At 28.3% G+C, this 22,574-nt stretch carries 21 protein-coding genes; 2 read left to right on the top strand and 19 right to left on the bottom strand.

From position 1 onward, the window contains the following. Positions 1-97: 97 nt before the first annotated feature. From LJD34_RS09660 to LJD34_RS09685, 6 genes are all read right to left on the bottom strand, one after another. On the bottom strand, positions 98-619 hold the full coding sequence (locus LJD34_RS09660; protein WP_227359752.1) for a response regulator: 522 nt from the start codon (positions 617-619) through the stop codon (positions 98-100). A 240-nt stretch (positions 620-859) separates the two neighbouring features. Further along, positions 860-2,917: an ATP-binding protein gene (locus LJD34_RS09665; protein WP_227359753.1), complete on the bottom strand. Its 2,058-nt coding sequence runs from the start codon at positions 2,915-2,917 to the stop codon at positions 860-862. A 123-nt stretch (positions 2,918-3,040) separates the two neighbouring features. Continuing rightward, positions 3,041-4,480, bottom strand: a complete 1,440-nt coding sequence (gene proS / locus LJD34_RS09670; protein WP_227359754.1) for a proline--tRNA ligase — start codon at positions 4,478-4,480, stop codon at positions 3,041-3,043. Positions 4,481-4,539: 59 nt separating this feature from the next. Then, complete coding sequence (locus LJD34_RS09675; RefSeq protein WP_227359755.1) at positions 4,540-7,551, bottom strand: AAA family ATPase; 3,012 nt, start codon at positions 7,549-7,551, stop codon at positions 4,540-4,542. After that, positions 7,538-8,665, bottom strand: a complete 1,128-nt coding sequence (locus LJD34_RS09680; protein WP_107029883.1) for an exonuclease SbcCD subunit D — start codon at positions 8,663-8,665, stop codon at positions 7,538-7,540. Before LJD34_RS09680 ends, LJD34_RS09675 begins: the two co-directional genes overlap by 14 nt. Then, positions 8,662-9,075: a GNAT family N-acetyltransferase gene (locus LJD34_RS09685; protein WP_032091649.1), complete on the bottom strand. Its 414-nt coding sequence runs from the start codon at positions 9,073-9,075 to the stop codon at positions 8,662-8,664. The genes LJD34_RS09680 and LJD34_RS09685 overlap by 4 nt, the downstream gene beginning before the upstream one ends. Positions 9,076-9,225: 150 nt before the next feature. Here LJD34_RS09685 and LJD34_RS09690 point away from each other — a divergent pair, with 150 nt between their 5' ends. Together LJD34_RS09690 and LJD34_RS09695 are read left to right on the top strand one after the other, a co-directional pair. Beyond that, the gene (locus tag LJD34_RS09690) at positions 9,226-9,420 is read left to right on the top strand and encodes a hypothetical protein (protein WP_227359756.1); all 195 of its coding nucleotides are present in this window, start codon (positions 9,226-9,228) and stop codon (positions 9,418-9,420) included. A 90-nt stretch (positions 9,421-9,510) separates the two neighbouring features. Next, complete coding sequence (locus tag LJD34_RS09695) at positions 9,511-10,515, top strand: PD-(D/E)XK nuclease family transposase (RefSeq protein WP_147580748.1); 1,005 nt, start codon at positions 9,511-9,513, stop codon at positions 10,513-10,515. 204 nt (positions 10,516-10,719) lie between these two features. Here the strand turns inward: LJD34_RS09695 and LJD34_RS09700 are convergent, their stop codons facing one another. The 13 genes from LJD34_RS09700 to LJD34_RS09760 all read right to left on the bottom strand — a co-directional run bounded on the left by LJD34_RS09700 (position 10,720) and on the right by LJD34_RS09760 (position 22,547). Beyond that, positions 10,720-11,760 (bottom strand): type IV pilus twitching motility protein PilT, encoded by a 1,041-nt coding sequence (locus LJD34_RS09700; protein ID WP_370771790.1) that lies wholly within the window; start codon positions 11,758-11,760, stop codon positions 10,720-10,722. 20 nt (positions 11,761-11,780) lie between these two features. Next, positions 11,781-13,454 (bottom strand): GspE/PulE family protein, encoded by a 1,674-nt coding sequence (locus LJD34_RS09705; RefSeq protein ID WP_227359757.1) that lies wholly within the window; start codon positions 13,452-13,454, stop codon positions 11,781-11,783. 13 nt (positions 13,455-13,467) lie between these two features. Further along, positions 13,468-14,892, bottom strand: a complete 1,425-nt coding sequence (locus tag LJD34_RS09710) for a PilW family protein (RefSeq protein WP_227359758.1) — start codon at positions 14,890-14,892, stop codon at positions 13,468-13,470. A gap of 17 nt (positions 14,893-14,909) precedes the next feature. Then, on the bottom strand, positions 14,910-15,836 hold the full coding sequence (locus LJD34_RS09715; RefSeq protein ID WP_227359759.1) for a prepilin-type N-terminal cleavage/methylation domain-containing protein: 927 nt from the start codon (positions 15,834-15,836) through the stop codon (positions 14,910-14,912). Positions 15,837-15,847: 11 nt separating this feature from the next. Then, positions 15,848-16,897 carry a hypothetical protein gene (locus tag LJD34_RS09720; RefSeq protein ID WP_227359760.1) on the bottom strand — a complete coding sequence of 350 codons (1,050 nt, stop codon included), beginning with the start codon at positions 16,895-16,897 and terminating at the stop codon, positions 15,848-15,850. Positions 16,898-16,914: 17 nt separating this feature from the next. After that, positions 16,915-17,547, bottom strand: a complete 633-nt coding sequence (gspM, locus tag LJD34_RS09725) for a type II secretion system protein GspM (RefSeq protein ID WP_227359761.1) — start codon at positions 17,545-17,547, stop codon at positions 16,915-16,917. Further along, a complete protein-coding gene (locus LJD34_RS09730; RefSeq protein WP_227359762.1) occupies positions 17,534-18,199 on the bottom strand; it encodes a hypothetical protein in 666 nt (221 codons plus the stop codon). The genes gspM and LJD34_RS09730 overlap by 14 nt, the downstream gene beginning before the upstream one ends. Position 18,200: 1 nt before the next feature. After that, positions 18,201-19,085, bottom strand: coding sequence for a type IV pilus biogenesis protein PilM (gene pilM / locus LJD34_RS09735; protein WP_227359763.1), 885 nt, complete (start codon positions 19,083-19,085; stop codon positions 18,201-18,203). 8 nt (positions 19,086-19,093) lie between these two features. Then, the gene (locus tag LJD34_RS09740) at positions 19,094-20,287 is read right to left on the bottom strand and encodes a type II secretion system F family protein (protein ID WP_175301805.1); all 1,194 of its coding nucleotides are present in this window, start codon (positions 20,285-20,287) and stop codon (positions 19,094-19,096) included. A gap of 12 nt (positions 20,288-20,299) precedes the next feature. Further along, positions 20,300-21,061 (bottom strand): prepilin peptidase, encoded by a 762-nt coding sequence (locus LJD34_RS09745; protein WP_227359764.1) that lies wholly within the window; start codon positions 21,059-21,061, stop codon positions 20,300-20,302. Between the two features lie 11 nt (positions 21,062-21,072). Further along, positions 21,073-21,519, bottom strand: coding sequence for a type II secretion system protein (locus tag LJD34_RS09750; protein WP_227359765.1), 447 nt, complete (start codon positions 21,517-21,519; stop codon positions 21,073-21,075). 10 nt (positions 21,520-21,529) lie between these two features. Continuing rightward, a complete protein-coding gene (locus LJD34_RS16620) occupies positions 21,530-21,952 on the bottom strand; it encodes a type II secretion system protein (RefSeq protein WP_318532724.1) in 423 nt (140 codons plus the stop codon). Positions 21,953-22,100: 148 nt separating this feature from the next. Further along, complete coding sequence (locus LJD34_RS09760) at positions 22,101-22,547, bottom strand: type II secretion system protein (RefSeq protein ID WP_227359766.1); 447 nt, start codon at positions 22,545-22,547, stop codon at positions 22,101-22,103. Positions 22,548-22,574: the final 27 nt, after the last annotated feature.

A 22,574-nucleotide genomic window follows, 5' to 3' on the forward strand; every position in this document is an offset into this window, starting at 1 on the left:
TTCCTCCTATAGTTGACACATCAACTATAGGATATTTTATATTTATTGTCAATAAAAAAAGAAATATATATCGAATATATACTTCTTTTATATTGTGTTATTTAAGAATTGAAAGAAGAACTTTTTCTATCTTATCAACATCTATTGGTTTTGATATATGTCCATTCATCCCTTGAGCAACCGCCTTTTTTCTATCTTCCTCAAAGGCATTAGCTGTTAAAGCGATGATAGGAATCCTGGTCTTGTCTTTATTTGACAATTGACGAATAGTTTGTGTTGCCTTATAACTATCCATATGAGGCATTTGAATATCCATTAAAATCAAATCATAGCTTTTAGCAGGCATTTGTTCCATTTTAGCCACACATTGAATCCCATTTTCAACACGCTCAACTATTAATCCCATATCTTCTAAAAGAGTAATCGTAATTTCAGCATTCAAATCATTATCCTCTGCAAGTAAAATATGTTGCCCCCGAATATTTTTATTTGCATTCAACAAAGACAAATCTTCATTTACTTGCGCGTAATATTTTTCATCAGCAAGGTGATGTTTTAAAACAACTGTAAACTTACTTCCCTTTCCTAATTCACTTTCTACATCGATCGTACCACCCATCACATCAACGAGTTTTTTACAATCGGCATTCCTAAACCCGTTCCTGCAACAGCTTGTTCATATTCATATCCATAACCACTACGCTTCCCTTTTTTCCCTGTAATATGATAAGAATCTTCCTACCACCCTACACATATTTTTCCTTCATTTGCTCGTACAGGAATTGAAAATAATGAAAAAACCAGGATAAAACCTATAAAAATGCATCCACATTTATTTAAAATATGGTTTATTTTTTCATCATTTCTCCCTCTTTTCATGATTAAAATATTTTGTAAGTACATCTTTTAATTTTTCTATATCAACTGGTTTAGCAAGATGTTCATTCATTCCAAGTTGTAAAGCATGTTTTCTATCTTCTTCAAAAGCATTTGCTGTCATCGCAATAATTGGAATTTGAGCATTTTTACAAATAAAACTTCTAATTATTTTTGTTGCTTCATAACCATCCATAATTGGCATTTGGATATCCATTAAAATAAGATCATAATATCCTTCTGGCATCTTTTCTAATATTTTTATACATTCTTCTCCATTTTTAGCTAAATCTATAATTACTTTAAAAGTATTTAAAAGTTCTATTCCAATTTCCGCATTTAATTCATTATCTTCTACAAGAAGAATATGTTTTCCTGAAAAATCAAGTGTTGATGTATTTCTTTCATTGACATTTTCAACTTGTAAAGAAGTTAAAAACGAAAGTTCTACAGTAAACTTTGTTCCTTTATTTAACTTACTTTCTACTTGAATTGTTCCATTCATCATATCTATAAGAGATTTAACAATAGGAAGTCCTAATCCTACTCCAGGTACTTTACTTTCTGTACTTGTTTTTTCTCTAGCAAATTCTTCAAAAATATGTGGTAAGAAATCTTCTTTCATTCCTATTCCATTATCTATAATTATAAAATGATATTTTACTTTATTATTTTCAAATGAAATTTCTTGGATCAATAATTCAACATTTCCACCTTCTGGTGTATATTTAATCGCATTAGAAAGAATATTTAAAACAATCTCTCTTAATTTAGTTTTATCACAAATAATATGATGATGCTTAATCTCCAAATGATAGGAATAATGCAATTTTTTCTCTTTAATTAGCGGTTCAACTACAACATTTATATTTTTAACTAAATCATCTAAATCTCCTATTTCCTTTTTTAAATCTAATTTACCACTTTCTATTTGTGTCATTTCAAGAATATAATTAATCAAAGAAAGTAAAATCGTACTTGATGATTTAAGTTTTGAAATATAATCCAATGCCTGTTTTTTATTATCTAAATTATTTTCTAATAATTGTGTATAGCCAATAATTGCATTCATTGGTGTACGAATATCATGAGACATATTAAATAAAAATCTTGTCTTTGCCTGATTGGCATGTTGTGCCTCAGTAGCCACTTTTTCAATTTGTTTTGCATAAACAGCTTCTTTTTCACGTCTTAAAATAATTTGCCAATAACCCATTGATAACAAAATAGCTACCAAAACACTTACAATACTTCCAAATATCTTATAAGACATTGGTATCCAACCTTGAAAAGGAACAATTTCAAAATACCATGTATCATTAGGTACTTCACAAGCAACACTTAATGTATGATTTAAAGAACTATGACCACATGACATAATTGTCACATGTTTTCCATTGTTGCCCTCTTTCCAAACTTTAAAATGATAAGTGGCATCTTCTAATTTATCTACTTCTAATTCTTCTAAAAAAGCATCCCAATTTAAAACAAGAATAGAAAATCCCCAAAATTTCTTTTCATTTCCATCATTTATATAAATAGGGTCAAACAATAAAGCCCCTGTACCACCTTGTTTTAATTCATATGGACCAGCAATTGTATATTCTCCACTTTTTCTAGCAATATTCGCTTCTTTTTGACGTTCAGGAAGTTCCAACGTATTCATACCTATCACTTTTTCATTTCCTTTTAATGGATAGGCCTTTTCAATAATCCCATTAGGTGCTAATTCATATGCTTCAATAACATTTTTATTTTTTTTCATATAACTTGCAAGCTGATTAAACTGTTCATCACTGATTGTATGTTCTGAAGATATAATATTTTTAAACATTTCAGAATTTTCTAAATATCTTCCAAGCTGTGTTTCTATTTTTCGAACAGTATCTTCTGCAGTATAACTTGCACTTATTTTTTCTTTATTTACTTCAAATTGAATTAAAAAAATAAAACAAATCAACATGACACCCATCACTATAATAAAAAATAGGCCTGTTTTTCTTTTTAATTTATTTAATTGAACAACTTCTTCTTTATTCATTACTTCTACCTATCTACTCAAATGATTCTTATGAATCCATTATACACACTTATGTAAATTTTCTCTATAAAAAGCTTGATAAAATAAAAAAGAGCAATCTTAACGATTACTCCTTTATACAAATTAATAAGCTTTTGCAAAGTAAACAACTTTTTTAGCTGGTTTACCACAAATTGGACAAACATCTCCAAATGGTTCTTCATCTTCTTTGATACATCTTGATGTAGCACCTGTTTCTTCTTTGATTTTAGCTTCACAAGCATCATCTTCACACCACATCATACGAATGTATCCTGCTTTAGTATTTAAGATTTCTTTAAATTCATCATATGTTTTCGCAGTTCTAATGTTTTCATCTCTAAATTTCAATGCTTTTGCATACATTTCATCATGAATTTGATCTAATAATTGATGAATTGTATTTGGTAATTCTTCATTTAAAGCATATGTTTCTTTTGTACCATCTAATCTTTTAGCTAAGACACATTGTCCTTTTTCAATATCTTTAGGTCCAATTTCAAGTCTTACTGGAATTCCTCTCATTTCAGCATCTGCAAATTTATAACCTGGTGTTTTATCACTAGCATCCACTTTAACACGAAGTCCCGCTGCTTTTAATTGTTTTTCAATTTCGTAAGCCTTATCTAAAACACCTTCTTTATGTTGCATAACTGGAACGATCATCACTTGAATTGGTGCCACTCTTGGTGGTAAAACAAGTCCATTATCATCTCCGTGAACCATAATGATTGCTCCAAGTAAACGTGTTGATGCTCCCCAAGAAGTTTGATAAACATATTCTTGTTTATTATCTTTATTTAAGAATTTAACATCAAAAGCTTTCGCAAAACCTTGTCCAAAGTAATGTGATGTTCCTGATTGTAAAGCTTTTCCATCATGCATTAAAGCTTCCATTGTATAAGTTTCTTCAGCCCCTGCAAATTTTTCACTTTCAGTTTTACGACCAGTGACCATTGGAATTGCAAGTAAATCTTGTGCTGTACTTCGATAAACTTCTAACATTTGTAAAGTTTCTTTTCTTGCTTCTTCTTCAGTAGCATGAATTGTATGACCTTCTTGCCATAAGAATTCAGAACCACGTAAAAATGGTCTTGTTGTCTTTTCCCAACGTACAACGGAACACCATTGATTATATAGTTTTGGTAAATCACGGTAAGAATTTACAATTTTTGCATAATGTTCACAAAATAATGTTTCAGATGTTGGACGAATAATTAAGTTTTCATCTAAATCATCTAATCCACCTTTTGTTACAACAGCACATTCTGGTGCAAATCCTTCTACGTGATCAGCTTCTTTTTGTAATAAAGATTGAGGGATCAACATCGGCATATAAACATTTTCATGTCCTAATTCTTTGAATTTTTGATCCATATGTTTTTTAATTTGTTCCCACATTGCATAACCATACGGACGATAAATAATAAATCCTTTCACATCGCTATAATCCATTAATTCTGCTTTACGACATACATCTGTATACCATTTAGCAAAATCAACATCTCTAGCAGTAATAGCTTCATTTTTCTTGTTATTTGCCATCTTTTTTCCTCCTCTAAAATGCTTCTCTATTTTACTATAGAAATGATAAACAAGCAAGATTAGATCATCTGAATCACACTTTGTTTTTGTTTTCTTTCAACTACAAGTTGTCGTTCAATACGATCTTTTAAATCACTAACGTGTGAGATGATTCCAATTAATTTATTTTCATGATGCAATTCCATTAAACAATTCATTGCTTGATCTAATGATTGACTATCTAAAGAACCAAACCCTTCATCAATAAAAAGCGTATTTAATTCAATTCCTCCAGCATAATCTTGAACCATTCTTGAAAGTCCTAAAGCAAGAGATAAAGCTGCTTTAAAGGATTCCCCACCAGAAAGTGTCTTAATACTTCTAACATTTCCACTTTCTTGATCAAAAACATCTAATTCTAACCCTTGCTGACTTCTTCCTTTACCTGCATCATCTTTTCTTAATAATTGATATCTTCCTTGACTCAATTGTTTCATGATCACATTGGCATAAATCAACATATTTTCAAAATAAGTTGCTAGTACATATCTTTCAATCGACACTCTTGCATTATTTTTACCACTTGCTAGATTATAAAGATCTAAATATCTTTGATAAGTATCTTCATCTTTTTTTAATTGTTGATTGATTTTTTGAATATCTTTGATCATTTTTTCTTTTAATGAATAATCTATTTTTAATTTTTCTAAATCATCATTTTTTTCTCTCAATTGTTGATTTACTTCTTTAAATGTTTCACTTAAAGAAGATAAATCAACATATGTTGAATCTTTGACTTCATTTTCTAATGAAATAATTTGTTCATTTAAACTCTTTAAAGAAATTAAATAATCTTGATATTTCTTTTCTAAGATACTGATTTGATTGATTTGTGTTTTTAAATTTAAAAATTCTTCTTCATTTATAAATGCATCTAAAGCAGTATGATATTTATTATCTAATTCATCATATATTTCTTGTTCTTGAATAATTTGTTGATTCAATGACGAAATTTTTGTTTTTATTTCAAGATATTTATTTTTGACCTTTTCATAAGCCTGTTGAATAGTTTCTATTTCTAATGAAAGTTGACGATATTTTTTTTGAATTTGTTGATAATTTTTATTAACTTCTCCAATTTCATATTGGAGCATTGAATCATCTAATTTACCAGATAATTGATGAATTTGTACTTGAATATTCTCTAGACTTTGTGTTTGTTTTAATTCTTTACTTTCATAAGTAGACATATCTTTCAATGAAAGAGCCACACTCTTTTTAAGCTTTTGAATATATTTAAGTTCATCTTGTAATTCAAGATATTCTTTTTTCATTCTTTTTTCATCTTTTGATAAATGATCTAATTCTTTAATAAAGATTTCTTTAGATAACTCTTCTTGAATAGTAAGTTCACTTGAAAGTTGTTTTGTTTGTTTAACAAGCATTTCCTTTTTTTGATTAGATAAGAGTATTTTTTGTAAGATATCTTGTAACCTATGTTCTTGTTGTTTTACTTTTTTAGCTTGTTGATCTAATTTTTCTTTTGTTATATCTTCTTTTTCAATTTGTGCCGGATGAGGATGATGTAAAGAGCCACAAATAGGGCATGGTTGATCCTCTTTTAATTGTAATGCAAAAATACCTGCTTGTTTTCTAAAATACAATTTTTCCATTTGATTATATTGCATTTTTTCATGATCAACTTGTTTTTCAACAACAGTATAGTCTTCTTGTAAATCACTTTTATTTTCATTAAGTTTGAGTATTTGATCATAATAATCCGACAATTGATGAACTTTTACTTTTTGTTCGTTTAAACGAACATATTGTTGTTTGATCAGTTCATATTTAGATTGTACTTGTTGTTCGCTTTGGATTCTTTCTTGATCTCTTTGCAACCCATTTTCAAATTTTTCTTTCTTTTTTAAAAAGAGTTTATGTTCTTCATCTAACATTCTATATTGTTGTTTTAGAGTTTGTAAGTTTTGATAATCATTTTGATATTGATAGATTTGATTGATTAATTGTTTCGTTTCTTGAATTTGGTTTTGTAATTTTTCTTTTGTTTGTTGTTTGTAGTCAAGAGAATTTGCTTGTACCTTTTTTTCTTGATAATCTTTTTCAAGTTTTTTTAATTGTTTTAAAAAATCTTCTTGATTTAAGTTTAAGGTTTGAAGTTTCTTTTGTTGTTTAATATAAGAAATATATAAATAATTTGTTTCTTGTGCTTTTTTTAAAGTATCTACAGTTTTATTTAATTCTTGATAATCATTTTCTTGTTTCTTTAAATCTTGAAACTGTTGTTTTAAATCTTTTAATTGTATTAATCGTTGATTTTGCAAGCGATAGAGTTGTAATTGTTGTTTCTTTTGATCTAAATCTTTTTTTAAATCATCATATTCTTTTTGTTGACTTGCGATAAGTTTTGTTTGTTTAGATAAATATTCTTGATGATCTTCAACTTGTAATTCTTGCATCAAATCTTTCCTTTTATTCAATAACAAATCATATTTATCTTGATATACTTTCAAATGAACTTTAAGTTTTTCTTCTAACTTTTGATACGTTTCACTATGAAATAACTCTCTTAATACTTTTTCTCTTTCATCACTTGAAGCCATAATCAATTTTGTAAATTCTCCTTGAGCAATCATACAAATCTGTTTAAATTGTTGATCATCGACCCCTAATAAAGAAATCATTTTTTGATTGACTTCTTTAATACCTTCGACCATTTTGCCATCTGGTAAAGTAAGTAACGCTGAAGGTTGTTTAGGTGTTTTTTTTCCTTCTAGATAATATTTAGGATTTCTTTTAATTGTATAATTTTGTTGATGCAAAGAAAATGAAAATTCAACAAAAGTAGGAATTTCATTTAAGGCATGATCACACCTTAAACTGTCTGTTTGTCTAATTTGACCACTTGTTTTACCATATAAGGCAAAGATCATAGCATCAAAAATCATCGTTTTTCCACTACCTGTAGGCCCTGTAATTAAAAAGAGACCATCTTCTTGAAATGATTCAAAATCGATTGTGATTGTATCTGGATAAGGTCCAAACGCTGATAATGTAAGGCTAATGGGCATCATCTTCACTTACCTCCTCTAGTAATTGTTGAATAATTTCTTCACTTTCTTGACTCATTGCTTCACCTTTCATTTTTTCATAGAATTCTTTAAATATTTCTATTGGAGATTGTTTTTCAACATCTAAGGAAGAAGCTGTTTGATTTGTTTTAAGTTTTTCTAGTGATTGATAAGTAATTTGTAATAAATAAGGGTATTTTTCTTTTAAAAAATCATATGCGTGACCTATGACTTGTTTATCTAATAATTCTACCGCTACAAAATCATTTTCATTATTTGGATAATGTAAAACATCTTCATATTTTCCAACGACCTTCACTAGATCTTTTTGTGGCTTTAAAGGAATAATTTGCGTAGAAACCCCAGTTTCATCAATAGTTACTTCAACCATTCCTTTTTTTTGATGAACTTCATCAAATGAATACTTCATTAAACTTCCTGCATATCTTACATAATCATATTTAATTTTTTGACTTGCATGAATATGACCTAAAGCTACATAATCAAAATCTTTACATAAATCAACATCAATAATTTCACTACCACCCACGGAAAGAATTACTTCACTTTCACTTCTAATCACTTCTTTATTTCCCGCAATAAATTGATGTGTTACAAGAACTTTAGGATGGTCTTCAACAAATGTTTGTTGACTTAAATAATATGCAAAAGCATCCTGATACGTTTTTAAATCATCTTTTTCATATAAATAACGTATATAAGAAGGTTTAAAAAAAGGAACCAAATAAAAATAAACACCTTCTATTTCAATTGGTCTTATTTCTTTTTCAGGATAAGAAACAATATACAAACCTTGACTTTGAAGTAAAGAACTTGCAAAATCAAGTCTTTCACTGCTATCATGATTTCCTGAAATGATCAATACTTTTTTATGATAATGTAAAATCATTGCTTCTAAAAAATGATTTAAAGCAACTATACTTTCTTTAGAGGCAATTGCACGATCATAAACATCTCCAGCAATTACTAAAGTATCTATTTTTTTTTGAACCATATAATTCATCACTTGATTTAATAAATCAATTTGAATATCTAATAGATTATTTTGATAAATAATTTTACCTAAATGTAAATCCGCTAAATGTATAAATTTCATAATTCCTCCAAATCCAAACAATATATTCTTTTTATATAATCACCTTGATCAAAATCTTTCTTCAAACATGCAGGTACTTCTTTTGTTTCAAGATACTTAAATGGCAATGACTCAATAATCTTACGACTTGCTATATTATCAGGAGAACATGTAATCATTAATTGTTTAAATCCTTTTTCTTTTGCTTTATCAAACAATAATAAACAAGCATCTTTACTATAATGATGCCCTCGGTATTCCTTTTCTATCGTATAACCAATATGTCCATCATAATATCTTTCTTCATTACTACCTTCTCTTAAGACAATTCTTCCTACTTCTATATGATCGACCATGATTAAATATATATAATAAGGTTTCCAACCACGTGGAAGATTCTCTTTTTCATATGTTAAAAGTTCTAATTTCATAAAATCACCTATCCCTATTGTATCATGTATCTTTCAACAAATTAATATAATAATCTCTTTTAAATCCACTTATTTCCACTTTAGAAATTTATTTTACATATTCTTTATTTATTTAAAATATGCTATTATAGATAGTAGGAAATGGTAAATATGTATAATTTATATAAAGAATATCTAGAATACTTTGACTGGTTAGATAATCAAATACTTTTACGTTCTCGTGATAGAAAGCTTGAAAAAGCAAATAAAAAATATGAAAATCTAATCAATGAAATAAAAGAAATGATTGATGAAACAAAAGAGAGCATTATCAAATACTCTCAACTAAAATTTCATGAAGAATAAATACTCTTTCTAAATATCAAATTTTAATTTTTTGATAAAAAAGAAGAAAAACACTCATAAAAAGTCAATATAAATAATGGAGGACTTTTTATGAACAAAAATAGAGAGAATTTTATAAAATATTCAAATGATTTATATTTTCATCATTTGCTTGTTGAAAATGAAAGAATTAGAACCCTTATTTGTCAAGAGCTTATTTTAGACAGGGAGATTGTTTCTACTAAATTAAAAAACGCACAACAATATGGTAAAAATTTCTATGAAAAGAAACTTATTTTAGATATTTTAGCTATTGATGATGTAGGTGATCTCTACAATATCGAATTACAAACTTATGGTTTAAATGAAGAGATACTTGTTCGTTTTGAACTTTACAATGCTGAACTTTTAAGACAACAAGTAAAACAGGGAGAAGATTATACGAGTGCTCATGTAGTAAGATCATTAATTATTAGTTATGGGCATATTCTAGAAAATACCCCTTATTATAAATGTCATTTTGAGATGGTTGATGATGAACATCATATTGTCTATCCATTTAATCGCATGGAAATAACAATTATTCAACTCGAATATATCAATCAAGTAATCAATGAAATGACGAGTTTTAATCAGTTGATGTATCTCTTTAAAAACGAAAAACCATATGATAAAATTGAAATAGATTATAGAATAAAGGAAGCGATACAAATGCATGACAAATATATATCTTCTGAAGAATCATACCTAGAATATCTTGATCGTTTAGATAATGAAATATTGCTTCGTTCTCGTGATAGAAAAATTAAAGAAGCGAATCAAAAAGCCGAGAAAGAGAAACAAAAAGCCGAGAAAGAAAAGCAAAAAGCGGAGGAAGCAAACCAAAGAGCTGAAAAAGCAAATAACGAAATAGATAGTATTCTTGATGAAACAAAGGAAAGTATTATTAAGTATATTAAAATGCAATTTCATGAAGATATCAGTGATTTTATAAGCACTTTTTCTAAACAACAAATTCGTAATCTTCAAAAACATCTATATGATTTTGAAGAATTTGAAGAATTAAAAAACTATCTTCAAAAATCAAAGGGTTTGTCAAGAAAAGTGTGTAAGTAATTTAAACATTACTAAAAAATAGGTTATTCAAGTTTGTGATTGTTTCTTGTAGTGTCACTAAAAGAACTTGTATTTAATGAACAGCAGTGTTAAAACTTATCTTTAATACTGCTGCTTTTTGAGTATATAAAAGGTTATGCAATATATGAATAATTGCATCCTTCTCAAATCAAAAGAATAAGCAGACTCGCTTATTCTTTTTAACTATCTTATTAATTGTCTTAATTCTCCAACATCAAGAGAATATCTTTCTGCTACCATACGATTTACTTTTCCAGTATTTACTAAAGTAGCAAGTGATGCATTTAATGTTGTCATTCCTTCATTTCTTCCAGTTTGAATCATTGTATCTATTTGATGACCTTTATTTTCCCTAATTAAATTTTTAATAGCGTCATTAGCAATCATGATTTCTAAAGCAGCTGCTCTTCCTTTACCACTTGCAAGTGGTAAAAGTTGTTGAGTAACAACCGCTTGTAAAACAGAGGCTAATTGAGCACGAATTTGAGCTTGTTTATGAGGAGGGAAAACATCAATAATACGATCAATTGTTTTAGGAGCACCAATAGTATGAAGCGTACTAAATACAAGATGGCCTGTTTCAGCTAAAGTAATAACTGCTTGAATCGTTTCATAGTCTCTCATTTCTCCAACAAGAATAACATCTGGATCTTCACGCATGGCACTTTTTAAAGCTGTATCAAAAGAATCAACGTCTTCATAGACTTCCCTTTGATGAATAAGAGCTTGTTTTTGTTGATATACATATTCAATTGGATCTTCAATGGTAAGAATATGACAATTTCTCATTGAAGAAATAAAATCAATCATTGCTGCTAAAGTTGTTGATTTTCCACTTCCTGTAGGACCGGTTACTAGAACAAGTCCTCGAGGAAGTAAAGCCAATTTATGTAAAACATCAGGTAAATTTAATTCTTCTAATGTCTTGATTTGTTCATTGATGATACGAATTGCGGCTGTCATATAACCTTGTTGAAAATAAATATTAACACGATGTCTTCCTAAATCATTTACATAGACAAAGTCAGCATCTTCATGTTTTTCTACAATCTTTAAAATTCGATCTTTACACATTGATAAAATCATTTCTTTTATTTCTTCATTACTAAAAGCTTGTTCAAATCCAATAAGTTTTCCATCTTGTCTCAATGTTATACCTGTATTTTCACCAATATGGACATCACTACATCCTTTAATTCTTGCATCATTTAAAATATCATTAATATTTGCCATAACATTCCCCTTTAATCAATATAAGCAATAATCTTATTGAATTCATCTACTGTTGTTTTACCTTCTTTAACTAGTTTTAAAGCTTGATCTCTTAAAGTTTCTACTCCTTGTTCTTCAACAAGATATTTCATAATATCATCTATTTCTTCTTGATTAGAAATCATTTTACGTACTTTACTATCTATTTCAATAACTTCATGAATAGCAATTCTCCCCTTATAACCTGTTTGATTACAATGAGGACAGCCTGTTCCTTTAGAAATATATTTAATTCCTTCTTGTAAAGCTAATCGATCAGATAAAGAAGTGGCTACTTCCTTTTTACAATAAGGACAAACCTTTCGCATTAAACGTTGCGCAACAACACCTACTAAACTGTTAGCGACCATATAAGGTTCAACACCCATTTCTTCAAGTCTAACAATCGTACTAATAGCATCGTTCGTATGTAATGTACTGACAACCAAATGCCCTGTAATAGCTGCACGAACAGAAATTTCAGCAGTTTCTTTATCACGAGTTTCTCCAACCATGATTACATCTGGATCTTGTCTCATTAAAGCACGCAATCCTCTATCAAATGTAAGGCCAGACATTGTATTGACTTGCATTTGATTAATACGATTTAATTTTCTTTCCACAGGATCTTCAATCGTTGAAATATTGATTTGTCCTTGAGCTAATTTTTCAAGGATCATATAAAGTGTTGTAGTTTTCCCACTTCCAGTAGGACCTGTTACATAGATAATTCCATGTGGCATAGACATCATATGATTCACTTTCTTAAAGTTTTCTTCTGTCATTCCAAAAGTACTTAAGCGGTCAATAGTACTATTAGAATTCAAATAACGCATAACAATCTTTTCATCAAAGATGGTAGGAATAACAGATACACGAATATTTAATTCGACTCCATCAATTACTCCCATAAAATGACCATCTTGAGGTAATCTTTTTTCAGCAATATCCATGTTAGATAAAATTTTAATTCTAACAATCAAAGCCGCTTGTATATTTTTATTTAAATCTAAATAATCAACAAGCATTCCATCAATACGCATTCTTACATGTAATTTATCTTCAAATGGTTCAATATGAATATCAGAAGCACTTGTATTATATCCTCTAATTAACAATGAATTTAATAATTTAACAACAGGTGTATCATCTTCATTCGCATCAAATAAATTTAGATCCTCTTCTACTTCAGGTAAAGTCGATTCATCAATATCATCTACTAAATTCAAAGTATCAACATCTGAATAATATCTTTCAATAGCAATTTGAATATCTGCTTTTGTTGCAAGTGAAACACTAATACGACAACCTGAAACAAGTCTTACATCTTCTAACCCATAATAATTTAAAGGATCACTTGTTGCTACTGTTAACACATTGTCATTAAAAGCATAACCAATGACATTATATTTTTGTGCCATTGCTTCAGGAACCTTTTTAACAGCATTAATATCAAAATCTATATTATCCAATGAAACTAAAGGCTCAGCTAATTTATCAGATAAAGCTTCTAACATTTGTTGTTCACTAACAAAACCTAAATCTATTAAATGTTCCCCTAATCTTTTACTTCTATCTTTCTTTTGGGCATCTAATGCAATCTGTAACTGTTCTTCATTAATATACCCATATTCTTTTAATACTTCACCTATTGGTAAACTTTTCATGTGTCAACCTCCATCAATTTACTGTACTCCAAAAATAATTTGGATTTGGATTACCATTAACAATTTCTACCCTATGTGGCCATGTTGTTGGATTATTATCTTTATTTATATTTTGCATGGCTTTAAGATATCCTAAATCTTCAGCTTCAGAATATAAAACAATATCACCCTTTAAGTATGCACTATTTTTATTCCAGTCACGAGATAAAATTTGCCATCCAGAAGATGCACTTGATCCGGGACCTCCAGATCCATCCAATACTTTCAAATAATATTGTTTAATACCGTTTTTTTCTTCATTATATATATAATCACCTATTTTATAATCCGTTTTATTAACATCATATTTAGGAATGCTATTTATTTGGCTTTCCGTGAGTTGATCCAATTTATTTAAAACTGTATCAGTTCTTCTTATTGAAATATCATCACAATTATGTACATCTTTTGTAACCGTATTTTTAGGACCAATATACTTCCAATAGGTCTGCTTTCCATTAAATCCATCTGGCGCATATCCATCAGAACTATCACTGCCAACTCCCATAGAATACATATCCTGTAAGCATTGATAATAACATTGTTCTTTTTCAAAAAAAACAATATCACCTTTAGTATATGCACTGAGTGGACTATAATTTTTATCTATCTTTTTCCACCATCTTGCTTTACTTTTATCAGGTGAAGTAGCATTACTTTTATCTTGAATTAACTGCCACCATGACCCATCACAATAAACAAAATCACCTTTACTATAATGTCTTCCTTCTACATAATCACCACGATTATTTTTCGTATTAATACATTCAACCTGTTTAGCAACTGTGATTTCGCTATCCGTTTTATCATTTTCACTATTGCCTTTTGATGAGTCATCTTTTATGTACCATAATCTTAAATTGCTATTTGAATCCGCTGTTTCAGAAACATTACTGAACAACGTAGTCTCACTAGCTGTATGAATATTAAAATTTACCAATTCAAAAGTTTTCTTTGTAGAATAAACTTCTTCATTCCCTTTTAAATATTTTAATGTTAAATCTAGGCGATAGCCATTTGAAGTAAATCCTCGTACATCCATTTGTAAATCTCGATTATTCATATAATAATCATCGTCAAAAACAGATTTCCCATCCCGATAAAGTCTACCTTTACTTTTATTATTTTTTACGATATAAAGGCAATGCCAAGCATTATTATCAGGTGCACTTTGACTTTCATTAATTCTAACATCCGTTGCATATGTAATTTCACTGCTTATAAAATCTAAAACACCATCTACTGTTTGCTTATCTAATGAATTTTGTGTAGTTTTGTCAAAATACCCTAATGAATTGACTAAGATTCCACCAGTAATTGTCATAATAATAGAAGCAATTAAAAGTACAACAACAATTTCAACTAACGTCATACCTTTATTATTTACTTTTTTGATCATCTTAGTCACCCTCTTTTCTATTTTGATGTTGTATAATAAATCCATTCATTACCACTTATTATTTTATAAAACTCTGAATATGTTTTATTTTCAAGTATTTTTGTACTTATTTCACTTTTTGGAATTAACCAAGTATCTTGATCATCTTCAACAGTTGTATTATCAAGCAATGCCCATATATCTGTTGGACGATCTCCTTTTTTTGCCTTATCACCAACTAATATGAATACGTATTTTTTGTATCCTTCATCTTCAAAAAAATCTTTATAAGTTAAATTTTCTCTAGTACTATCTGATATATACATACATGGTGTAATATATTTATACTTTTCCTTATCAAAATCTTTGTTATAAGTTCCAATAACCTCTAATAATGAATCCAGTTCTATATCAGGGTATATACTTGCATATAATTTAGGTAAATTTGTAATAAAATCTGATTTGTTTGCACCTGTTTTTTGCTTCATCCACTCTTTTATATATTCTTTAGTCTTTCCTTCAAATAATTTATCATTTGACGTGACTCCTTGCTCTTTTAAATAATTCGAAAATTCTTGCATCATTTTGCAATAATTTTTATAAATATTTCTTCCTTTCACAGCTTCATTTATTTGAATTTTAGGAATAAAATTTGAAAGATTAACATCCTTATATGTTTTACTTGTTGCTTTTTTATAAGTACCATTGACGATAATTGGATTACCACTCTCATTAACAGTAATAGAATAATTAGCTAAAGTATCATTCACATCAATATCTGTATCTTTATTTTCTTCATCAACTAGAGCTTTTTGTTGTTTATTCGTTACATCTTTATAATGATTAGAATCTGTAAAAAGATTAAGTGCAGTAACAAAACCAACCACAATAATTAAAGATGCTGTACTAATAATTAATAGAGAGATGATTACTTCAATAAGTGTCATACCTTTTGTATTTTTCATATTCATCCCTCCTACTCAATTTTTAACCATTGATCTGTATTGCTTACAGCATTTTTTATACTGTCTACATTTAAAAAATCACTTTCATTAAATGATTTATTTTTAGTAGCATACCAAGATTGATCATAATAAATAAGATAAACTCCTCCATTACTTGCACCACTTGAAGGAGATGCATAAATAAAATACTTCCCATTGCTATTTGGAAATATATGAAAATTAACATATAAATCTGGATACCATGTATTATTGTTAAAAACAATATTTTGATCTTTAACTTTTCGATAAATATCATCTTCTAATTTATCGAACTGATTATTTTGTGTCATACATGTTAAATACGCTTGTTTAATATGATAATCAGAGCCCTCACTATTATTAAACCACCAATCGCAATTATAATTAGCATCCGTAGTTTTATTCATATACTTACATTGATCTTTATACCAATCAATAAATGTATAAATATTTTTAAAATCTCCATAGTATTGATTCAACATAACCGTAAGTCTTTTATCAAGTGTATCTGCTATATTACTTCCTTCTGGCAAACCAATATTATTGTCATTATCATTATCTGTACTACCATTATTCCCTGAATCATTTCCACTTGAATTACTATCAGTAGAAACATTTAAATTTCCACTTGTATCATACCTTTTACATTTCCATTGATTATTAGACTGCGTTAAATAAGCATAAATTGTATAATCTTCACCATGATAATTAGCTTTTAGTGATGCAATAATTAAATTTTCTTTTTTTCGATTAATTTTAATATTTGAAATTGTTCCATAAGGAACAGAACATTCCATCTTTGATACATTAATTTGTTTACCTGTATCTGGAATTAGCTGAGAACTATTTTCATCATTTTCAATAGCACCAGCTAGAGATTTAATTGCCGAATTAGCAATCAATTCAACTTGTGTCTTATTTCTATTTTTAATAGATTGATTATAAGACATATATGCAAAAGACAAAGAGGCACCTACAATGACTACAAGAACCATAATCAATGTAATTGCCCATACAATTGTTGATCCCTTTTTATTTTTCATTGTTTGCACCTCTTTTACTATTTTTCTACCATATAAACTGTATATGTAATTGTTAAATCCAAGTTACCTGTTGAATTTTCATAGGCAACAGAATTAATATGTAAACCACTCATATTTTTAACATCTTCAATTAAATTGAGTAAATTAGCTTTTGTTCCTTTACATGTTTGAGTAACAACACATGAATAAACTAAAGCATTGGATGATTTAGATTCATCTGTATTATCATTTGCGTTATCAGATGAATTATCATCACTCTTTTTACTTGATAAATCTGTTTGTGTTATTTCAGACATTGTTAAATTAGTAGGACTAATTTTATGTTCTATTGTTAGATTTGTAATCAATTGATCAATATCTTCTTTTGACATAAGATTGTAAAATTGGTCATTTAAAGCTTTAATTTCTTGATTAACATTCATAATTTGTGTTTTGATATCTTTTGTTGAAGAAGATGAGCTTGTTCCTTTTAATTCAGTAAGTTGTAATTCTAAACTATCTTTTGAAGACTTTAATGATGTATGCGACGTTAATTGTGGTTGTAATAAAATCAACCATCCAAAACAAATAATCAATAAAATCACTAATATATAAATCAATGTCTTTTCTCTAGAAGAAAGTTTTTTAAATGAATCTTTAATCTTGTCCATTTGTTGTACCTCCTTCTAATGTACATGTAATCGATGATTTATAAGTAATTGGTGTCGTATTCGTTACTGTTTGTGTTGTTGTCGCACCTGTTGTAGGATCTGTTACGGTTTCCGTTGTTTCACTAACACCACCATCTTGAGTATACCCATTGTAATCAACTGTTTTAAAAGTACCTGATTCTCTTAGTGTTCTTACTGTTTCTTCACAACCATTAACTTTAGAAGCTGTTACAGTAAGTGATATAGCTCCTGTTTCTTGATTAAATGATATTGAATCAATTGTTAAGTTCTTACATGATTTATCAATTGTTTCTAAAATACCTTTATCAATTTGAGGGTATTTTGATAATGTTTGTGTAATTGTTTGTAAGTTTGTAAGTTGTTCATTGAGCTTACTTAATTCTTTTTGTTGATCAGAATTTGTATTAGATGCTGTTGCAGCAAGAGCCTCTTCTATTTGTGTTTGCAATGTATCAACATCCTTTTGTAAGTTCCTATTAGTGATTGTTAAATAAAGTGTACTTGTCGCAAAAATAAGAATGAGTAAAACAGGTAATGCTATAAGCAAGAGTGTTTTAGAATTTGTATTTATTTTTTTCTTTGTTTTATAGACAGATAAAAAATCAATATCTTTGTTACTGTTTCTTGCCATCTTATCTCCTCCATAAACTTCCAACAAATAAATATTTATGAATAGGAAAATTATTATCTTTACTACAAGTATAGTTTGTTGGTTTAAAACGAGATGTCTCAATACTCAAATTAGAAGAAATAGTTGACATCAACATATCTTCTTCATAAGTTTCTAGCCCAGCAAAATAGATTTTTTCTAATTGGGCATCTTTATAAGCACCTTTAGTAAACTGCATTAATTTAGTAAGTGAATTGGATAATTCAGTAATAAAAGCAACTGTTCCACGATCAGAGAAAATACGTGTTCTATTAGCTATTTCATATTGTCCATTAATAAATAAATAATGAATAACATCTTGTCCATTGATTACTGTTAAAACATAAGATAGATTTGTTAATTTAAGAATAGATTCTGTTAATTTAATAATTGAATTTGTCATAATATCAATTGATTCTAATGAAATTCCCATTTCATCAAACAAATCAATATACGGCTTTAAAAACTCTCTTTCCATTGCCGCACACAAAACAAGTTGACCTTCTTTACCCTCAACTTTATCTTTTATAACAGCATAATCATATAATAAATCCGTATATTGACTTTCAACATCAATAAATTCATCCTTTACAAATTGAAGCATTTGTTTATGAGAAACTTCCGGTAAAACAGAACACTTCACTAAAATTTGTCCACTATCGACAACAAGTCTCACACTATCAACATTTTCTTTTTTTAAATCAAGTAAAACATCTCTAACAGGTTGATCATCAAGAATATTCCCATCTAACATTGTTCCTTCAACAAATTCAAATTCTTTGTAAGAAGAAATATGAATATTATTCTTTGAAACATTTCCTTGAACCATTTGTAATCCTTTTGTTGATAAAAATACAATATAACTCATAATTCCTCCTACATATTTCCTACATTGTTATACAATGTATAAATTGGTAATAATACAGATATAATAATTAAACAAATAACAACTGCTAAAAAGATAATCATTAATGGTTGAATAAGGGTAATCATTCTTTCTGATGCTTGTTCTGCTTCAAAATCAAAATCATCTGCAAGAGTAGTAAGCATTGATTCCAAACGCCCACTTTCTTCTCCTACAAAAATACTACTTGTTAATTTAATATCAAAACCATCAATGTCCTTGATTGCTTGAGATAAACTTTCCCCGTTTCTTAATTTCTTAATAGCTCCGTCAAACTGTGATTCAATATAAACATTACCAATCGTTGTTTTAGCAATATTTAAAGCATTAACAATAGACATCCCACTTGTGTATAAAGAACATAAAGTTCTCGCAAATCTACTCGTATAAATTGTCATCAACAATTTACCAAACTTAGGAATTTTTATTTTTAATTTATCTACTTGAAAACGTACCTTTTCTACTCTAAGTAAAGCAATAAAAGTGACAACCAAACCTGCAGCAATCAATAAGACAAAATACCAATAATCTTGTAAAAACTTAGAAATACTAATATTGATTTTAGTAATCAATGGTAATTCAACATTTTTAAAAATATCAAAGAAAGAAGGAAGCACTGCTAAATAAACAATCAACAAAACAGCAATTGTAATAACAATCAAAATAATAGGATACATCATTGCTGACTTTGTTTTACCTTTAATACGATGATCCTTTGAATACTGATTAGACATCGTTAAAGCCGTTTTATCCATATCCCCACTTGCTTCACCTGAACGATACATTTGAATCATTAAATTAGGAAAAGCAACACCTTGAGCTTCCATAGCAGCGGATAAAGTATATCCTTGTTGTAACTTTATATAAATATTTTCATAAATTTTTTTTATTTTTTTATTATCTTCTCTTCGAACCATAATAGAAAAAATACGAATCAAAGATAAACCAGAAGCAAGCATTGTTCCTACTTCTCTAGAATAAGCTGATAATTCATTTAATTTCATTTTATACTGATTAACAGTTTTTTTAGTGACATCTTGGCAACTTACTAAAAATAAATTTTGTTCTTTAAGCTTTCTCACTAAATCATTTCGATCATCAGCTTCTAACGTTCCTCTTATTGTTTTAGCTGACATATCTTTCGAAATATATTTAAATGTAGCCATTCTATCACCTCTTTACATCATTAAATTTAAATACCAACTTATAATTTCACTACCATAAGATAAAGCAATAAAAATACCAATTGATAAATAAGGACCAAAAGCAATATGTCCTTTTTTATTAATCTTTTTACTTACCAATAAAAAAATACTATAACTTCCTGCAAGTAAAATACCAATAAAAGCAGCAAGTAAACTATACTTCCATCCTAAAGCTATTCCTGAGACAAACATTAATTTAATATCTCCACCACCAAAAGATTCAGCAATTAAAACATTTAATAAAATCATTGGTACTGAAATACAAAACATTCCAATAATGCTTTCTAACAAAGACATATGTCTTACATACATTAAAACAATAGATACAAGAAGCATAGCTATATTTAAACCATCAGGAATAATCATTGTATCAAAATCAATCATTGTAATCGCAAGTAAAATCATCGCAATCACAAACATTAAAATCGTTTCAATACTAAAACCAAAACGATAAAAACAAAACATACCAATCAATCCACCAAAAATTTCAATCAAAAAACCTCTAATAGGAATCGAAGTATGACAATAACGACACTTACCCCTTAAAAAAATATAACTTACAATAGGAACCAAATCATACCATTTTAAAGTCTCACCACAATGATCACAATGACTTCTTCCCTTGACAAAACTCTCATTTCTAGGAACACGATCAATCACAACATTCATAAAACTCGCAACACACATTCCTATTAAAAACATATATACATAAATCAAAATAATAATTGAATCCATAAAAACCTCATCTAATCAAAATTATGATTACTATCAGTACTTACAATCTTTACATCCTTATTCTTTGTGAGTGTAGCTTCAATACGATGATCATCATCACTGATCCAATACATTTTATAAGTATTGCCATTTCTTTCTACATCAACATCATCTAACTCTGTCTTTTTCGCAATAATACCTTTTAATTGATTATTATCTGCAGTAGCAATTGTATTACCACTCAATATATCTTTAATATAATTATCTATAGCATCTTCACTAGGATTATCTGTTGCCTTATACTTAGCCACTTCCGTTTCAACCACTGTATAAATAGAATGTGCCTCTTGAATATAGCGAGACTCTTTAGCTTCATTTACATAACCAATTACAGAAGGTACAGCAATCGCAGCTAAAATAGCTAAGATTACTAATACAACAATAATCTCTACCAACGTAAAACCTTTCTTATTCTTCATCTTCCTCACCCTAATTAACACTTACTGTTATATCTTTATTTCTTTTAATTACAGAATAAACATTCTTTCCATCATCACTTTTAAAATTAACATAGTACTCTGCATTATCTTTTCCAATATGACTACAAGTACCAAACGTCACATTTTGAATACCCGTTTTTTTTGTTATTGTTTCTGTTAATTCTTTTTTATACTCAGTATTCTTATAAGTATCATCATTTAATTCATTGCCTAAAGCTTTATACCTTGCTTCCTCTGTTTGAATAACTGTATAAATAGAATGAGCTTCTTCAATATAGCGTGTCTTTTTAGATTCATCTACATATCCAAGAACAGCAGGTACAGCAATAGCAGCTAAAATAGCTAAAATCACTAACACAACAATAATTTCTACCAACGTAAAACCCTTGTTATTCTTCAATCTTTCCTTCATATGCCCATTCCCCTTTTTTGGTTATATTATAACATATATATACAAAATTTCTAATAATCCAACAATTTTCTCTCAATTATTACATAAAAAAACCATTCTTATAAGGAATGGTTATAAACTTCTTAGAATAAAATTATAATAATTTAAATTATTCAATTGATGTAATCTTAACTTGTTTATTCTTATAAAGTTCTGCTTGTATTTTTTTACCATCATCACTTGTCCAATGTAAAAGATAAACATAACCGTCTTTATTAGAATCACCAGAATATATCCAGTCCATACTTTTAATACCTACTTTATTAGAAATAATATTTTCTCCATCTGGATTATTTGCAGTTTGATTACAAAGTTTTTTATACATATCTTCCATATTATTGTGTGAATCACCTTTATCTGTATAATCTATTTCATTTTCTAATCTAGCTTCTTCTACTTGAATAACAGTGTAAATAGATTTAGCTTCTGCAATATATTTTTCTTTTTTAGCTTCTTCGACATATCCTAAAACAGAAGGAACAGCAATTGCTGCAAGTATTGCAAGAATAACTAATACAACAATAATTTTAAAATGGACCCTGTAAAACGGACACAAGAAAAAAAGTACTTTGGTGCTTAGTCC

Origin of the sequence: Faecalibacillus sp. MSK20_93 (assembly GCF_020589945.1) — a bacterium.
Classification (GTDB): domain Bacteria; phylum Bacillota_I; class Bacilli_A; order Erysipelotrichales; family Coprobacillaceae; genus Faecalibacillus; species Faecalibacillus intestinalis.

Excerpts from the sequence above, each read along its gene's own strand:
- LJD34_RS09660 (WP_227359752.1), bottom strand. The coding sequence starts at position 619 with ATGGGTGGTACGATCGATGTAGAAAGTGAATTAGGAAAGGGAAGTAAG.
- LJD34_RS09665 (WP_227359753.1), bottom strand. The coding sequence starts at position 2,917 with ATGAATAAAGAAGAAGTTGTTCAATTAAATAAATTAAAAAGAAAAACA.
- proS (WP_227359754.1), bottom strand. The coding sequence starts at position 4,480 with ATGGCAAATAACAAGAAAAATGAAGCTATTACTGCTAGAGATGTTGAT.
- LJD34_RS09675 (WP_227359755.1), bottom strand. The coding sequence starts at position 7,551 with ATGATGCCCATTAGCCTTACATTATCAGCGTTTGGACCTTATCCAGAT.
- LJD34_RS09680 (WP_107029883.1), bottom strand. The coding sequence starts at position 8,665 with ATGAAATTTATACATTTAGCGGATTTACATTTAGGTAAAATTATTTAT.
- LJD34_RS09685 (WP_032091649.1), bottom strand. The coding sequence starts at position 9,075 with ATGAAATTAGAACTTTTAACATATGAAAAAGAGAATCTTCCACGTGGT.
- LJD34_RS09690 (WP_227359756.1), top strand. The coding sequence starts at position 9,226 with ATGTATAATTTATATAAAGAATATCTAGAATACTTTGACTGGTTAGAT.
- LJD34_RS09695 (WP_147580748.1), top strand. The coding sequence starts at position 9,511 with ATGAACAAAAATAGAGAGAATTTTATAAAATATTCAAATGATTTATAT.
- LJD34_RS09705 (WP_227359757.1), bottom strand. The coding sequence starts at position 13,454 with ATGAAAAGTTTACCAATAGGTGAAGTATTAAAAGAATATGGGTATATT.
- LJD34_RS09710 (WP_227359758.1), bottom strand. The coding sequence starts at position 14,892 with ATGATCAAAAAAGTAAATAATAAAGGTATGACGTTAGTTGAAATTGTT.
- LJD34_RS09715 (WP_227359759.1), bottom strand. The coding sequence starts at position 15,836 with ATGAAAAATACAAAAGGTATGACACTTATTGAAGTAATCATCTCTCTA.
- LJD34_RS09720 (WP_227359760.1), bottom strand. The coding sequence starts at position 16,897 with ATGAAAAATAAAAAGGGATCAACAATTGTATGGGCAATTACATTGATT.
- gspM (WP_227359761.1), bottom strand. The coding sequence starts at position 17,547 with ATGGACAAGATTAAAGATTCATTTAAAAAACTTTCTTCTAGAGAAAAG.
- LJD34_RS09730 (WP_227359762.1), bottom strand. The coding sequence starts at position 18,199 with ATGGCAAGAAACAGTAACAAAGATATTGATTTTTTATCTGTCTATAAA.
- pilM (WP_227359763.1), bottom strand. The coding sequence starts at position 19,085 with ATGAGTTATATTGTATTTTTATCAACAAAAGGATTACAAATGGTTCAA.
- LJD34_RS09740 (WP_175301805.1), bottom strand. The coding sequence starts at position 20,287 with ATGGCTACATTTAAATATATTTCGAAAGATATGTCAGCTAAAACAATA.
- LJD34_RS09745 (WP_227359764.1), bottom strand. The coding sequence starts at position 21,061 with ATGGATTCAATTATTATTTTGATTTATGTATATATGTTTTTAATAGGA.
- LJD34_RS09750 (WP_227359765.1), bottom strand. The coding sequence starts at position 21,519 with ATGAAGAATAAGAAAGGTTTTACGTTGGTAGAGATTATTGTTGTATTA.
- LJD34_RS16620 (WP_318532724.1), bottom strand. The coding sequence starts at position 21,952 with ATGAAGGAAAGATTGAAGAATAACAAGGGTTTTACGTTGGTAGAAATT.